Annotated in this window: 16 protein-coding genes; 15 read left to right on the forward strand and 1 reads right to left on the reverse strand. The window is 51.4% G+C overall.

From position 1 onward, the window contains the following. Window positions 1–67: 67 nt before the first annotated feature. The 11 genes from AC0LWN_RS29200 (at window position 68) to AC0LWN_RS29250 (ending at window position 9713) form a co-directional block, all read left to right on the forward strand. The gene (locus AC0LWN_RS29200; RefSeq protein WP_474671591.1) at window positions 68–1225 is read left to right on the forward strand and encodes a resuscitation-promoting factor; all 1158 of its coding nucleotides are present in this window, start codon (window positions 68–70) and stop codon (window positions 1223–1225) included. A gap of 165 nt (window positions 1226–1390) precedes the next feature. Continuing rightward, window positions 1391–1942, forward strand: a complete 552-nt coding sequence (gene rnmV, locus AC0LWN_RS29205; RefSeq protein ID WP_474671593.1) for a ribonuclease M5 — start codon at window positions 1391–1393, stop codon at window positions 1940–1942. Continuing rightward, window positions 1939–2823, forward strand: coding sequence for a 16S rRNA (adenine(1518)-N(6)/adenine(1519)-N(6))-dimethyltransferase RsmA (gene rsmA / locus AC0LWN_RS29210; RefSeq protein WP_474671595.1), 885 nt, complete (start codon window positions 1939–1941; stop codon window positions 2821–2823). Before rnmV ends, rsmA begins: the two co-directional genes overlap by 4 nt. A 59-nt stretch (window positions 2824–2882) precedes the next feature. Beyond that, entirely contained in the window at window positions 2883–3782 is a 900-nt protein-coding gene (gene yabG, locus AC0LWN_RS29215; protein ID WP_458967639.1) for a sporulation peptidase YabG, read from the forward strand. A 259-nt stretch (window positions 3783–4041) separates the two neighbouring features. Next, window positions 4042–4317: a biofilm formation stimulator Veg gene (gene veg / locus AC0LWN_RS29220; RefSeq protein WP_315422442.1), complete on the forward strand. Its 276-nt coding sequence runs from the start codon at window positions 4042–4044 to the stop codon at window positions 4315–4317. 148 nt (window positions 4318–4465) lie between these two features. Then, on the forward strand, window positions 4466–4642 hold the full coding sequence (locus AC0LWN_RS29225) for a small, acid-soluble spore protein, alpha/beta type (RefSeq protein WP_458967638.1): 177 nt from the start codon (window positions 4466–4468) through the stop codon (window positions 4640–4642). Window positions 4643–4796: 154 nt separating this feature from the next. Further along, window positions 4797–5651, forward strand: coding sequence for a 4-(cytidine 5'-diphospho)-2-C-methyl-D-erythritol kinase (gene ispE, locus AC0LWN_RS29230; protein ID WP_458967637.1), 855 nt, complete (start codon window positions 4797–4799; stop codon window positions 5649–5651). 121 nt (window positions 5652–5772) lie between these two features. Then, window positions 5773–6600, forward strand: a complete 828-nt coding sequence (gene purR / locus AC0LWN_RS29235; protein WP_458967636.1) for a pur operon repressor — start codon at window positions 5773–5775, stop codon at window positions 6598–6600. A gap of 211 nt (window positions 6601–6811) precedes the next feature. Next, window positions 6812–7096 (forward strand): septation regulator SpoVG, encoded by a 285-nt coding sequence (spoVG, locus tag AC0LWN_RS29240; RefSeq protein WP_019914489.1) that lies wholly within the window; start codon window positions 6812–6814, stop codon window positions 7094–7096. 171 nt (window positions 7097–7267) lie between these two features. Next, window positions 7268–8668, forward strand: a complete 1401-nt coding sequence (glmU, locus tag AC0LWN_RS29245; protein WP_474671599.1) for a bifunctional UDP-N-acetylglucosamine diphosphorylase/glucosamine-1-phosphate N-acetyltransferase GlmU — start codon at window positions 7268–7270, stop codon at window positions 8666–8668. 91 nt (window positions 8669–8759) lie between these two features. Beyond that, entirely contained in the window at window positions 8760–9713 is a 954-nt protein-coding gene (locus AC0LWN_RS29250) for a ribose-phosphate diphosphokinase (protein ID WP_019914487.1), read from the forward strand. Between the two features lie 89 nt (window positions 9714–9802). On the opposite strand, the gene AC0LWN_RS29255 is transcribed toward AC0LWN_RS29250, so the two are convergent. Further along, window positions 9803–10003, reverse strand: a complete 201-nt coding sequence (locus AC0LWN_RS29255) for a hypothetical protein (RefSeq protein WP_458967634.1) — start codon at window positions 10001–10003, stop codon at window positions 9803–9805. 93 nt (window positions 10004–10096) lie between these two features. On the opposite strand from AC0LWN_RS29255, the gene pth reads away from it, so the two are divergent. The 4 genes from pth (at window position 10097) to AC0LWN_RS29275 (ending at window position 15671) form a co-directional block, all read left to right on the forward strand. Beyond that, window positions 10097–10657 carry an aminoacyl-tRNA hydrolase gene (gene pth, locus AC0LWN_RS29260; protein ID WP_474671601.1) on the forward strand — a complete coding sequence of 187 codons (561 nt, stop codon included), beginning with the start codon at window positions 10097–10099 and terminating at the stop codon, window positions 10655–10657. 90 nt (window positions 10658–10747) lie between these two features. Continuing rightward, window positions 10748–10978 (forward strand): anti-sigma-F factor Fin family protein, encoded by a 231-nt coding sequence (locus tag AC0LWN_RS29265; protein ID WP_019914484.1) that lies wholly within the window; start codon window positions 10748–10750, stop codon window positions 10976–10978. 132 nt (window positions 10979–11110) lie between these two features. Next, window positions 11111–14635: a transcription-repair coupling factor gene (gene mfd, locus AC0LWN_RS29270; protein ID WP_474671604.1), complete on the forward strand. Its 3525-nt coding sequence runs from the start codon at window positions 11111–11113 to the stop codon at window positions 14633–14635. Next, a complete protein-coding gene (locus AC0LWN_RS29275) occupies window positions 14622–15671 on the forward strand; it encodes a peptidylprolyl isomerase (protein ID WP_474671606.1) in 1050 nt (349 codons plus the stop codon). Before mfd ends, AC0LWN_RS29275 begins: the two co-directional genes overlap by 14 nt. Window positions 15672–15956 lie beyond the last annotated feature (285 nt).

Raw genomic sequence — 15956 nt, forward strand, 5'->3', positions numbered from 1 at the left:
AGAAATGATACAGTCATCTTAAGATATACAACTTGGACGACGGGGCTATGTAAGGAGGATGGAGAGAATGGGCGTATTCCAACCAGAAGTATCCCATGATTCGCAATCATCCAGCAGGTCTTTCGCATTACGGTTGAAGCAAGTGAATCCTCGCGTACTTTCGCTTGCAGGTGTGGTGTCAATTATTATCGCGCTGATAATTCTGCTGTACGTACACGGTCAAAGCATTAAAGAAATAACGTTAGTCATAGACGGAAAAGTACAGAAGCTTGAGACGCGGGAAGCGCTGCTCAGCGATGTGCTGGCAAAGGAACAAATTTCGCTGCAGCCGCATGATGCTTTATCCATTGGCCTTAGTGATGAAATAAAAGACGGCGACCGTGTCGTGATTAACCGTGCGCAGGCGTTTAGCCTTACCGCAGACGGAGCAACTAAGACATTGTATACGACCGAAGACACCATCGGTCAGGCCATTGGCAAACTGGGCATCAGCCTGGAGAGCTATGACAAGATTTATCCTTCGCTTGAAACCGCAGTTACTGCTGACATGAAAGTCAAAATTGTCCGTATCAACAAACAAGTTGTGCAGCGGACAGCAAGTTTGCCTTTCCGGGTAATCAAGACAGCAGACCCCTCCCTGACCAAGGGAACCGTAAGAGTGGCGCAAGCGGGTAAACCAGGCGTAATGGTTCAGCATATCGAGAAGATCTATCGAGACGGTAAGCTGGCTTCAATGCGTATGGTTGGCAAGGAAGTACAGACGGTAACCAAAGACAAAATTATTGCCATTGGTATCAAAGCCCTTCCCAAGCCTGCAGTAGCTACAGTAACTTCCAAACCAGCAACTACCTCCAAATCATCCAAAGTTAGCGCAAACAGCAATAACGTCATCACTAAGGCAGGCGTAGATTTCGAATACAAAAGAGTGATCAAAAATGTATCCATGACGGCTTATTCTTCTGAAGAGCCTGGTATTGGTACACGTACCGCCTCCGGCACACGCGTAACGGAAGGTCGGACCATTGCTGTTGACCCGAGTGTAATACCTATCGGCTGGTGGGTGTACATTGAGGGATTAGGGTTTCGCCGTGCAGAGGATACCGGCGGTGCCATCAAAGGCAACAAGGTGGATGTCTATTACGATTCACTGAGCCATGCCCGTAACTTTGGCCGCAAATCCCGGACGATCTATGTCATTGGGCCTGTGAAGCCGGAGCTGAATTAGGCGGCCTAAGTCTTTTGCAAATTAGCGGTTTATAAGATATAGTGATGGTAGCACTTTTGGAATGGATCAAAGAGCTGCCGCTCATCACTTATACATTCTTTAGCCAAAAAGAAGGGGAGCGATCCTCTTCTTTTTGCGTTCCAGACGATGAAGGAGTAAGGAAATATGATCAAGGAATTAATTGTTGTGGAAGGCAAAAGCGATACGGTTGCCGTGAAGCGTGCGGTAGATGCGGATACGATTGAGACAGGCGGTTCGGCTGTCGACCGCAAGGTGATCGCCAAGATTCAGCTAGCGATGGAACGCAGGGGGGTTATTATTCTTACAGACCCCGATCATGCCGGTGAACGCATCCGCAAAATTGTCTCTTCGAAGGTTCCGGGCTGCAAGCATGCGTTCATCCCCGAGAAGGACGCTACCCGTAAAGGCGACATCGGGGTTGAAAATGCCTCCCCGGAGGCGATCCGTTACGCGCTCCAGCATGTCCACACCTCCTTCGAAGGCGCTCCGGCCTTGATTGGGCTGGATGACCTGATGGCTGCCGGGATGATGGTGCATGCCCAGGCCGCAGAGCGGAGAATGGCGCTGGGCAACCTGCTCGGCATCGGATACTGCAACGGCAAGCAGTTATATAAGAGGCTGGCGATGTTTGGTATTACGCGGGAGGAATTCAATAACGCTGTCGCGCAAATTGATCAGGGAGGCATTACCTCATGAGTGGCAACAACAATATTTCATCTCCGGCACGGACTAAGGAAATTATTCAGCGTTACGGATTTTCGTTCAAGAAAAGCCTAGGCCAGAATTTTCTGATTGACCAGAATATACTCGACAAAATTGTGGACGCGGCCGGTCTCGATCAGGCCGCAGGGGCACTGGAAATTGGACCGGGGATCGGCGCGTTGACCGAAAGGCTGGCGGCTGCAGCCGGTGCCGTAACGGCAGTGGAGATTGACCAGCGCTTGATTCCGATTCTGCGGGATGTACTTGCTTCCTATCCGCATGTGAAGATCCGCAACGATGATGTGCTGAAGGTGAATTTGCAGGAGCTGTTTGCTGAAGATTTTACCGGTGTGGAGAGAGTCAGCGTGGTTGCGAATCTGCCTTATTATGTGACGACCCCCATACTCATGAAGCTGCTGGAAGAGAAGCTGCCGCTCGACAACATCGTAGTGATGATCCAGAAGGAGGTTGCCGAGCGCATGGCGGCTTCACCGGGCGGTAAAGATTACGGCAGCTTAAGCATCGCCGTACAGTATTATAGCGAGCCTGAACTGGTCTGTATTGTGCCGCGCACGGTATTCATTCCGCAGCCTAACGTGGAGTCTGCCGTGATCCGTCTGAAGGTGAGAGAACGTCCGCCGGTTGAAGTGGCCGATGAGAAGCATTTCTTCGAGGTGGTCCAGGCTTCCTTCACCCAGCGCCGCAAGACGATTGCCAACAACCTCAAGGCCCGCTTTTTTCCGGGAGAAGGAAGGGAGCGTCTGGAGTCTCTGCTAGCTGAAGCCGGTATCGAGCCGACCCGCCGCGGGGAAACGCTGAGTATTGCCGAGTATGCCCGGTTAAGTGCCGTGCTGCTTGCTGCAGGAATCAAATAGGCGCCGATTAAGAACCAACCGGGACCTTTGCCCATACGATGGGGTAGAGGTGGTGTGAAATGAATTTAGGAGACTTGGTCGTTCGTAAATCATATGGTGGCGATGTAACGTTCCGGGTGGAGAACATTGTGCAGAACGGGGCCGTAATCAAGGGCACAGAATTCCGCCTGCTGGCGGATGCCCCACTGGACGACTTGGTGCAGGTGCCGCCTACCCGCGTTACTAAGCGGGGACAGCAGGCGCAGATTAAGGCCACGGAATCATTAACCCGGCTGCGCAAGGACCGTCAGGAGCAGAGCCAGCGCAATGGAGAGAGTGTATCCGGGGTATGGCCCCATTCTCCCAAGGAGGCGGCATATTTCGAGGTGCCGGGGAAAGTGCTGCATCTGGATGGTGATGCCCTTTACTTGAAGAAGAGCATCAGTCTGTATGAGCAATTGCGGATACCCGCTGAAGGCCATCATGTTCATGAGTCGAAGATGGCTGAAACGTTATACCGGCTGCTGCCCCGTGTGCGCCCGGATATTGTAGTCATCACCGGCCACGACGGTGTGCTCAAGCAGCAGCATACTTATGACCTTTACAGTCTGAACAGCTACAAAAATTCGCAGAACTTTGTGGCGGCGGTTCAGGTCGCACGGGAATATGAGCGCAACTTTGATTCGCTGACTGTTGTGGCGGGAGCTTGCCAATCACATTTTGAAGCATTGCTGGGCGCAGGTGCCAACTTTGCAAGCTCGCCCGGAAGAATCCTGATACACGCGCTGGACCCGGTGTATATCGCGGCAAAGGCTTCTTTTACCTCAATTCGGGATTCGGTTAGTCTTGGGGACGTTCTGAATAATACCATCAGCGGCAGCCAGGGAATGGGCGGAATTGAGACCCGCGGCAGCTTCCGCATTGGTATGCCCCGCCTGCAGAATCTTTCGACCCTGAAGGTGGAGCCGTCAGTGATGTAGCGGTAAAAGTAGCGGCATATGGAAAAAGGAAGGGGCAGGCTTAGCGCTTGTCCTTTTCTTTTTGTCGTTATGGACTCAATAAGCGTTGTTGCTTAGTAGACCCTGATGTTACCGCTAACAAGGAGCTAAAGACGGCCTCTCTTCCTTCTAAAAAAATTCCGTTGACAACTATTTTGGCATACTCTATAATTATTTATTTAATTTGACAATGAATGTGAAAAGTTGTATAATGGACAAGGAAAGAGGTGGTCGTCAGGCAATGGCTAATAACGCGCTGTTGGAAATTAAACGCAGTCTCGAAGCACATGTCGGTCATAAGATCACGTTGCGTGCTAACGGTGGCCGTCGTAAAACCGTTGAACGCACCGGTGTCCTGGAAGAAACGTACCCTTCTGTATTTATTGTCAAACTGGATCAGGAGCAGCAAACCTTCAAGCGTGTCTCCTATAGCTATGCCGATATACTTACTGAATCTGTGGAAATCACAGTTTGTGAAGATGATGGGCAGATGCGGATTGTGTATATTAAAGCTTAATGTTGTACGGACAGTCTCCCCGCAGGGAGGCTGTTTTTTTGTTAAAAAGAAGCAGGCATACGTTTTGGCTGAATGGCGGGTACGCTCCGGCAGCATACTAAAGCAGCAACAAGCTCATCATCATTATCCTACAAGGAGGAATTTCGTAATGAGCCGCAGAAAACGAGGCATGATGTCGGAGGAACTGAAGACAGAGCTGGCCAAGGAACTAGGCTTTTATGAGACGGTAGAGCGGGATGGGTGGGGCGGGATCAGAGCCAAGGACGCTGGGAACATGGTGAAAAGAGCAATCCAGCTCGCCGAGCAGGCAGCGCGCAAATCCTGAGCTCAGGGTGCGAAAAAGGGTAGCCAAAGGGTGCTGTCATGCTGACGGTGCCCTTTTCGGCCTGCGCTACACTTTGATAATGGACTTCGTTACAAGTTTCTCATATAATATGTTAAGTTGTTTTTACGGGAAAAGCTGAGGGTGGGTGAACGCCTTGAAAATGTATGAAAAAGCTCCAGCCAAAATCAATTTGATGCTGGATGTGCTGCATAAACGCGCCGATGGTTTCCATGAGGTGGAAATGATCATGACGATGGTCGATCTGGCGGACCGTCTTGAGCTGTCTGAGCTGAAACGGGATTCGATTATCATCACGAGCCAAGCCGGTTATATTCCGCTGGATGAGAAGAACCTGGCCTTCCAGGCGGCAAGGCTTATTAAAGACCGCTATAATGTGAAGAGCGGCGTACATATCCATCTGGACAAAAGAATTCCGGTCGCTGCCGGCCTCGCCGGCGGCAGCAGTGATGCCGCGGCTACGCTGCGCGGCCTGAACCGTCTCTGGCGCCTTGGGATTCCGGCGCAGGAGCTGCAGGAACTGGGTGCCGAGCTCGGCTCGGACGTCCCGTTCTGCGTCACAGGCGGCACTGCCCTCGCTACGGGCAGGGGCGAACGGCTGACTCCGATTAAGAGTCCGCCGCAGTGCTGGGTCATCCTGGCGAAGCCACCGATCAATGTATCGACGGCTGAGGTGTACGGACGCGTACGCGCGAACAGCATAGCGGTGCATCCGTCTGCGTCACGGATGCAGGCAGCCATCGAGGCCGGCGACTTCGCAGCGGTCTGCGCTGGCCTCGGCAACGTGCTGGAGGACGTGACGCTTAAGCTGCACCCGGAGGTGCAGCAGCTTAAGGATGCGATGGTGAAGCTGGGCGCTGACGGCGTACTGATGTCCGGCAGCGGGCCTACAGTGTTCGGTCTGGTGTCGAAGCAGTCCAAGGTAGCCAGAATTTATAACGGCCTGCGCGGATTCTGCAAAGAAGTGTATGCGGTGCGTTCACTAAGCTGAGTGAATATCTATATAGCGGCGCAGTCCATTTCCATGGGTGGAAAATCCATTTTCGCTTGAATAAATCCGTACAAAAATGATATTATTTTTAATAATATTCGGTTTTGGCGAGGAGCATTCCGTGAAAAAACTAAAAAGAAGCCAACGTTTGGTAGACATGACCCAATTTTTGCTTGAGAAACCACATGATCTCTTGCCGCTGTCTACATTTGCAGACCGATACGGAGCGGCAAAGTCATCCATCAGTGAAGATTTGGCTATTATAAAAGAAGTGTTTGAAGGCGAAGGTATGGGCGAGCTGCAGACACTTGCCGGCGCAGCAGGCGGAGTGCGATATATTCCGCGGATGCCTACAGAGATGGCGCTGGACTTCGTGAACGGCCTATGCGGCCAGCTTGAGCAAAGCGACCGGATACTGCCTGGCGGCTATCTGTATATGTCTGATCTGCTCGGTCTTCCGTCGCTGATGGAACAGGCGGGCAAGATCATCGCAACAGCCTTCTATGGCGTGGAGATTGATGTGGTGATGACGGTGGAGACCAAGGGGATTCCGCTGGCTTATGCCACGGCTGCACAGCTTGGGCTACCGGTAGTGCTGGTGCGCCGCGACCATCAGGTGACGGAGGGCTCAGCGGTTAGCATTAATTATGTATCGGGATCACATAAGAGCATACATACGATGTCATTGTCCAGACGGGCGCTGCGGGAGAAATCCCGGGTGCTGATCGTGGATGATTTCATGAAGGCAGGCGGCACTGTGCGGGGAATGGTTGATCTGCTCGGTGAGTTCAACGCCGAGGTTGCCGGTGTGGGTGTGCTTGTTGAATCAGGGGCGGTTGAAACAGAGGAGCGCCTGCTGCATGACTATGTTTCTCTAGTGAAGTTAAGTGAAGTCGACTCCAAGGGGCGGCGGATATCGGCGTATCCGGGCAACTACTTTTCCTCTTGAGAAGGGCATGACCGTTAGATTTTAAAAATACGGGCAATATGTCGAATTCGTGAGGAAAGCTTAGAGAACTGCACGAAACGTGTCGAAAACGCTGATTCGGCAAAAATATTCTTCTTAATCAGGCATTTTATGGAATCAAAAAGAAGGAATTCGCTTTGCTGTGTGGAATTATACACCAAGTCTCTGATGGAAAAAGGTGGTGAACACACACATGCAAATTACGGATGTCAGACTCCGCCGCGTCAACTCTGAGGGGAGAATGAAAGCAATCGCATCCATTACCATCGATAACGAGTTTGTTGTTCATGATATTCGCGTTATTGACGGTAATAACGGGATGTTCGTTGCAATGCCCAGTAAGCGTACACCGGATGGGGAATTCCGCGATATCGCACACCCGATTTCTTCGGGAACACGCGAAAAGATTCAATCCGCGGTTCTGGCCGAGTATGATCGCGCCGCTACAGAAGAAGAAGTCATTGAGGAGGGAGCCTAGGCTACAAGGCTAACTCTGAAGGACAGCTGCCCGCTTGGGTGGCTTAAGGCCATGCCGTTTTTTTTATTGGGGTTCGAAGAAAAGGGAACCATGCCTTCATGGTTCTCTTTTCTTTTTGCCCGGAATGAGATATATTCAGTAGTGAGCTAAAGAAGTAGGGGGTTGGCATTCTTGAAAAGAATGGCTGTTGTACTTGCTGCAGGACAGGGCAAGCGCATGAAATCTAAATTATATAAAGTACTGCACCCCGTCTGCGGCAAGCCGATGGTGGGGCATGTACTGGATACAGTAAAAGCAACCGGATGTCAGCGTACAGTGGTTGTTGTCGGACATGGTGCAGAGAAGGTTAAAGCTTACATTGGCCAGGATGCGGAATATGTGCTGCAGGAAGCCCAGCTCGGTACCGGCCACGCTGTCAAGCAGGCCAAGGGTCTACTCGGCGGTGAAGAGGGAACAACGGTTGTGATTTGCGGTGATACCCCGCTCGTAACAGCGGAAACGCTGGAAGGGCTGATGGCGCTGCATGAAGGCCGGCAGGCCGCTGCAACTGTACTGACAGCCGTAATGGATCAGCCTGCGGGTTACGGAAGAATCATTCGCGGCGAGGACGGCGGCGTACTGAAGATTGTTGAGCAGAAGGACTGCACTCCTGAAGAGGCGGCTGTAAACGAGATCAACACGGGAACTTATTGCTTTGATAATGCCAAGCTGTTTGCAGCGCTGGAGAAGGTTACGAACAGCAATAACCAGCAGGAATATTATTTAACCGATGTTATCGGCATACTCCGGGCACAGGGAGATATCGTTCTTGGATATCAAGCTCATGATGCTGCGGAGTCTATTGGCGTTAACGACCGTTTGGCCTTGTCGGAAGCGGAAGGCTTTATGCGTCAGCGAATTAACCGCCAGCATATGCTCAGCGGTGTAACCATCATTGATCCTGCTTCAACCTATATCGGTGCTGATGTTATCATTGGAGCAGATACCATACTTTATCCGGGAACCATCCTGAAGGGCAAGACGGTGATCGGTGAGGATTGTATCATCGGACCTTCCAGTGAAATTGAGGACTCTGTGATCATGAACGGCGCTGAGGTCAAGCACTCTGTGCTGAACCAGGCAGAAGTCGGCGCACGGACCTCCGTTGGGCCTTTCGCTTATTTGCGTCCCGGCGCGGTGCTTGGAGAAGAAGTCAAGATTGGCGATTTTGTGGAAGTCAAGAATGCCGTCATTGGCGACGGCTCCAAAGTATCGCACCTGAGCTATGTCGGTGATGCGACAGTCGGTAAGAATGTAAATGTCGGCTGCGGTGCAATTACCGTTAATTACGACGGTTATAATAAGTCCAGAACCGAGATCGGTGATGATGCCTTTATTGGCAGCAATGTGAATCTTGTGGCTCCGGTTACGGTAGGCAAGGGAGCATTTGTAGTTGCCGGTTCGACAATAACACGTCCGGTTTCGGAGAATGATCTGGCGATCGCCAGAGTAAGGCAGGAGAACAAGCCTGGTTATGCGGAGAAGATCCGCTCCCGGGCCAAAGCAAAGAAAGACCAGTCGAGTCCATCTTAAGAAGCGCCTGAAGCCAAAGCGCCGGACGGACCCGCAAATCCGCGCCGGCGCCATTTGGAAGTTAAATTCCGTCACGGAGGGTTTATATTTTATGACTTATTGCGATTCCAAACTCAAGATTTTCACCTGCAACTCCAATCCTAAGCTGGCCAGTCAAATTGCTGATTATATCGGTATTCCGATGGGAGAGTCCCATACAACCAGCTTCAGCGACGGGGAGATTCAGGTTAAGCTTTCAGAAAGCGTCCGTGGCTGTCATGTGTATATTGTGCAGTCCACCTGTGGTCCGGTTAACGACAATCTTATGGAGCTTCTCGTTATGGTAGATGCGCTCAAACGCGCCTCCGCGAAGAGCATCAACGTGGTTATTCCTTACTATGGGTATGCGCGTCAAGACCGTAAGGCCCGTTCCCGTGATCCGATTACGGCCAAGCTGGTAGCGAACCTGATTGAAAAAGCAGGCGCACACCGCGTCATTACCATGGACCTTCATGCGATGCAGATTCAAGGCTTCTTTGATATTCCGGTGGATCATCTGCTGGGTGTTCCGATTCTGGCTCAGTATTTCCGTTCCAAGCAGATTCAGAATCCCGTTGTTGTGTCTCCTGACCATGGCGGTGTTGTACGGGCCAGAAAGCTTGCTGATTTCCTGAACGCGCCGCTGGCGATTATCGACAAGCGCCGTCCGGAACCGAATGTCAGTGAAGTTATGAACATCATTGGTAATATCGAAGGCAAGACGGCCATTCTGATTGATGACATCATTGATACGGCCGGAACCATTGTACTCGGAGCCAATGCGCTGATGGAAGGCGGCGTGAAGGAAGTGTATGCTTGCTGTACCCATCCGGTATTGTCGGGTCCCGCGCATGAACGTCTGGAAAACTCTCCAATCAAAGAAATTATCGTGACGGATACAATTCCAATTCGCAGCAGCAATCCGACCTCCAAACTAAAGGTGCTGTCCGTGGCTCCACTGATGGGCGAGGCGATTATCCGCGTTCATGAAGAGCTGTCGATCAGCAAATTGTTTGAAATCGAATAAGCTGCCCGGTATAGCAAAAAAGGGTTACACCTCCTTAGTCGGAAGATGTAACCCTTGTCGGCGTAGTGTGGACTATAGCCTTAGCTGCTTTAGTACCCCGGCCGTGAGATGAAGGTAAACAGATTGCGGTTATACAGAGTTCCCTGCAGCTCGACAAAACCTTCATCCACGGCTGTCACTACACCGATGTCAACGTGCACGTTGCCTCTGTATACCTGGACAGGCACTGCATATTGGATGTGGTACTGAAAATGGCGCTGGAGTGTTAAAATTTCGCCTTGAGGTAGCATGTTTCATCACCTGTCTTCGGAAGTTAAACTCATTGTACCAAAAACGGAGCTCTTCTGCCGGAGAGCGCCGAAAATGAAAGGATAAGCCCCATCATGAAATGGATTGTTGGACTAGGGAACCCCGGACCGCAGTACGCAAAAACCAGGCATAACGTCGGCTTCATGGCTCTGGATGAGCTTGCAGCCAGAAACGGGATTACCTTCAACCAGAACAAATGCAAATCCGTTATCGGTGAGGGTGTTATTGACGGGGTCAAAGCCGTCTTGATCAAGCCGATGACATTTATGAATCTGTCCGGGGAAGCCGTTCGCGCCTACATGGACTATTACAAGGTGCCGCTTGAAGATATGATTGTCGTATATGATGATCTCGATACCGAGATCGGCAAAATCCGGCTGCGCTACCAAGGAAGCGCCGGCGGCCATAACGGCATTAAATCCATCATACAGCATACGGGCACGCAAAGCTTCAACCGTGTGCGGATGGGGATCTCGCGTCCCGAGCCCGGATTTGCCATAGTTGATTATGTGCTCTCTGCCTTTCCCAAGAAGGATGGAGACCGGCTGGAGAAGATGATTCTCGATACCTGTGATGCTTTGGAATTCAGCCTGAAGCACACTTTTGAGCAGACGATGGCCAAATTCAACGGCTGACAGCGGTAGTTGCCGTCAATTACACTTTAGGCTAAAGACAAGGCAGACGGGGCATACTGAAGGTATATACTACCTTCAGGAGGCATATAGATGGCAATAAACTATGTATGCAGGCATTGCCGCACATTTCTTGGAAGCGTCGAGAGAAGTGATTCTACAGAAATGCAGCTTGGCCTTCATTCCTTGACCCCTGCGGAGCGCAGAGATATCATAGCGTATGATTCAGAAGGCGAGATTACGGTAAAGGTTACTTGCGATTACTGCAAGGAAGCCCTGGAGAACAACCCCGAGCTCAGCCTGCTGGCCAGTCCGCTTCAGTAAGGTGGAAGCGCCTGTCTCTATCGTCATCCGCAAGCCTTAGCCCTACACGCTGAGGCTTGTTTTCAATTCTGATTATAATAGCTGACAGCGGCTATACCGCTGTCAGCCTATTTAGTAAGAGAGGTGCGCCTGTTGTTACAAGGTCTTATAGAAGCTTTTTCCAAAGATTCTGATTTTCAGTCCGTTACACGCGGCATCGCTGCGGGGATGAAGGAGCAGCTCATATCGGGTCTATCCGGTTCTGCCAGACAAATCATGTTGGCGGCGCTGCATGAAGAAACCTCGCGCCCGCTGCTCATAGTCACCCATAACATGTTCTCAGCTCAGAAAATGGCCGAGGATTTGCAGGAAGCGCTTTCCACAGACCGTGTGCTGCTCTATCCGGCGAATGAGCTTGTAGCCGCTGAAGCAGCGGTCTCCAGCCCGGAGACACTGGCCCAGCGGATTGAGGTGCTGACCAAATGCGCCCAGGGCTTCCGTGGAGTTGTCGTGGTTCCTTATTCCGGTGTACGGCGGCTGCTTCCTTCCCCGCATGTGATGGCTGATGCGGAGCTGACGATTTCCCAGGATGGAACCCTGGAGCTTGACGGGTTCCTCATGTCTATGATTGAGATGGGCTATGAACGGGTGGAACGTGTCGAGAACCGCGGGGAGCTTAGCGTGCGGGGCGGTATTGTCGATTTTTATCCAATGACTTCTCCTCTGGCTTACCGTGTGGAGCTGTTCGATGATGAGGTTGACTCCATCCGGACCTTCGATCCGCAGGACCAGCGTTCGATTGACAAGGTACGCAGTGTGAAGATTACACCCGCCAAAGAAATCATTGCTGATCGGACGCGCCTGGATTCGGCTTCTGTCGAAGCCTCGGCGATGCTGGAGCGGCAGCTTGAGAAAATGACTGACCGCCAGGCCAAGCTGCGTTTGCGTGAGGAGATGGGCAGAGAGCTGGAGATGCTCCGTGAAGGCAACTATTTTCCGGAAATCTATAAATATATCAGTCTCTTATACCCTGAACGCTCCCATCTATATGATTATATGGCTCAGGATACACTGCTTGTGCTGGACGAACCGGCCAGACTGCTTGAAACTGCGAAGCAGCTTGAGCGAGATGAGTCGGAGTGGAATCTTCATCTGCTTCAGAACGGCAAGAATCTTCCAGACCTTCATCTCTCCGTCGAGAGTGATGCCATTATGTATCGCCGGCCGTTCCAAAGCCTGTTCATGTCGATTTTCCTGCGGCAGGTGCCGCATATTCAGCCGCAGAACATTCTGGGCTTCATCAGCCGTGGAATGCAGGATTTTCATGGTCAGATGAATGTGCTGAAATCAGAGATGGAGCGCTGGCATAAATCAGGCGTTAAGGTCGTTATGCTCGCCAACGGGGAAGAACGGATGGAACGGGTCCGCAGGGTGCTGGACGATTACGGCATTGAGGAGCCTACCATACTCCAGGGAAATCTGGGCTCCGGGTTCGAGCTTCCTTCCATTCATCTTGCGGTGATTACCGAAGGCGAGATGTTCTCGCAGAAGCAGCGCAAGGCGCGCAAGGTGTCCAAAGGCATTGATAATGCCGAACGGATTAAGAGCTACACCGAGCTGAAAATCGGTGACTATGTCGTTCACCAGAATCACGGGATCGGCAAATATATGGGTATCGGAACGCTTGAGGTCAGCGGGATTCACCGGGATTACATGCATATTATGTATGCCGGAGGAGATAAGCTCTCCGTACCGATTGAGCAAATTGATCTGATTCAGAAATATGTCGGTTCGGAAGACAAGGAGCCGAAGGTATATAAGCTTGGCGGCAATGAATGGACGAGGGTCACAAGCAAGGTGCGCTCTTCAGTACAGGATATCGCCGATGATCTGATCAAGCTGTATGCTGAGCGCCAGAGCGCACTCGGCTACGGTTTTGAGAAGGATACCCAGGAGCAGCGCGAATTCGAGGAAATGTTCCCTTATGAGGAGACACGCGATCAGCTCCGGGCGATTGAGGAAATCAAGAAAGACATGGAGCAGAACCGGCCAATGGACCGGCTGCTGTGCGGTGACGTTGGCTACGGCAAGACCGAGGTGGCGATCCGGGCCGCTTTTAAGTCGGCGATTGAGGGCAAGCAAGTGGCGGTGCTGGTTCCTACAACGATCCTGGCCCAGCAGCATTATGAGACCTTCCGCGAGCGCTTCGCCAATTATCCGCTTAATATCCAGGTGCTTAGCCGCTTCCGCAGCCGGAAGGAGCAGAATGAGACGATCAAAGGCGTACGGCAGGGCACGGTAGACGTGGTTATTGGCACGCACCGGCTGTTGTCGCAGGATATGGTGTTCAAGGATCTGGGTCTTCTCATTGTCGATGAGGAGCAGCGCTTCGGGGTAACCCATAAGGAGAAGCTGAAAAAGCTGAAAACCAATGTCGATGTGCTGACCCTTACGGCCACGCCTATTCCACGTACGCTTCATATGTCGATGCTTGGTGTACGGGACTTGTCAGTTATTGAGACACCACCGGAGAACCGCTTTCCCGTACAGACGTATGTGGTAGAGCATAGCCAGACGCTTACACGGGAGGCAGTGGAACGTGAATTGGCCCGTGGCGGCCAGGTCTATTATCTCTATAACCGCGTCCAGGGCATACAGGAAATGGCCGCGCAAATCTCCATGCTTGTACCGGAGGCACGGGTGGGTATTGGTCATGGGCAAATGTCCGAGTCGGAGCTGGAGAAGACCATTCTCGACTTCCTGGATGGGGAATACGATGTGCTGGTCAGCACCAGCATTATTGAGACAGGGGTAGACATTCCGAACGTAAATACCCTGATTGTGCATGATGCCGACAAGATGGGGCTGTCACAGCTCTATCAGCTGCGCGGGCGCGTAGGCCGGTCCAACCGGATTGCCTATGCCTATTTCACCTACCAGCGTGATAAGGTGCTGACAGAGGTCGCTGAGAAACGCCTGCAGTCGATCAAGGAATTCACAGAGCTTGGCTCCGGCTTCAAAATTGCGATGCGCGACCTGTCCATTCGTGGAGCAGGTAATTTGCTGGGTGCTGAACAGCATGGGTTCATCGCTTCTGTCGGTTTCGACCTCTACTCACAAATGCTGGCGGAGGAGATCCGCAAGCGCAAGGTAAGTGTGCTTGGTGAGGAGGATACCTCGTTGAAGCAGGGGAATACGGTCATTGATTTGTCGATTGACGCGTATTTGCCGTCCGAATATATTTACGACAGCATTCAGAAGATTGAAATTTATAAAAAGGTTGCTGCCGTGGCTAATTTTGAAGATGCTGCAGAGCTTGAGGATGAGCTGCTGGACCGCTTCGGCGAATTGCCGGAGGCCGTCGTCAATCTGCTGTCGGTTGCCCGCCTGAAGGTATTCGGGAAGCTATACGGCATGGAATCCATAGTCCGCCGGGGGGATGAGGTCTCGCTGAATTTCCATGAGGGCAGCATCGGTTCTTTTGATACGGCCAAGCTTGCTAAAGTTGGAAATAGCTTTGAAAGACGTGTACAATTTGATAGGGACGCGAAAGCGACTATCCGCATTAAATCTAAGGATCTCGGTGACAAGGAGCTGCTCGATTTGCTGGAACAGTTCCTGGCAGCCGCCAAACAGTCTTTAAAATCGAAGGGAGAACTACACAATGTCGTTAAATAAAAGAAAATCATGGAAGGTGCTGCTGGTTTCGCTGGTTGCGGCAATTTCTTTCTCCATGCTCGCAGCCTGCAGCAGCAAGAACGGCAATGCAGCAGAAGATAACAGCACCGCAGTAGCTACTTACAAGGGCGGTACCATTACAGAGAAGGAATTCGATCTGGATACACGCGTGATGAAGTTCCTGTCTCCGCAGCAGGCGCAGTACCTGGAGATTGACGCCTTTAAGGAATCAATTCTGAAGCAGGAGGTTGCTTTTGAATACCTGTCAGGCAAAGCTACGGATGCCGCGAAGAAAGAGGCGGAGAAGGAAGCCGATGTTCAGGTGAACACCATTAAGACAGGTCTGGGCGACACCTACGAGAGCACGCTGAAGGAGCAGAATTTGACAGAAGCGGATATCCGCTCTTACATGGTGCGTGTGCTTACCGTGTATCAGGACATGCTGTTGAAGGTTACCGACGATCAGGTGAAAACTGAATTTGAAGCGACCAAAGGTGACTTTACCGTAGCGACATTGCGTCACGTTCTGATCGGTCTGAAGGATTCTGCGGGCAAGGAGCGCACCGATGCAGATGCGCTGAAGCTGGCTAAGGAAGTTAAAGCCAAGCTGGATGGCGGGGCCGACTTTGCAGCAACAGCCAAGGAATATTCTGATGATACAGGTTCAAAGAATAGTGGCGGCGAATATAAGGACAAGACGCTGGGAACATATGTTGAGGAATTTAAGAAGGCAGCCCAAACCTTGCCGCTGAACACGATCAGTGATCCGGTGAAGACCAGCTACGGTTATCATATTATTAAGGTGGAATCCCGTACGGAGACAACCTTTGACAAGCTGACCGCAGATCAGAAGGAAACCATTAAGAGCAAGCTGGCTTCTAATGGGCTGGAATCCTTCCTTGAGAAGGATCTGGGATCGCTTGATATCAAAATCAATCTGCCGAAGAGCTCCGCGGCTGCGGGAGCTACGAGCGGAACAGAGCCAACAGCCGCACCAAGCGCAGAGGCTCCGGCTGCTACTGAAGCTGCCAAATAATCAGATCAGGCATGGACAAGCACCCCGTCGCATTAAGCGGCGGGGTTATTTTGATGGACGGAATTCTCTTGATGAACTTGGGAAATAAGTGTATAAAAATGGAAATGTTAGCGCATAACTAAAATGGTTCCAATCCCTTCTGTTGAACTTTTTTATACATGCCCTAAGGATGTATAAGGAACTGGGAAGAGATGAATACTATGGGCAGATATTTCGATAAATCACTGGGATTATCCATTCCCATAATGGACAGTAGTTGGACCATACTTCTTAAGAAAGCGGGGC

Source organism: Paenibacillus sp. sgz302115 (assembly GCF_056120445.1).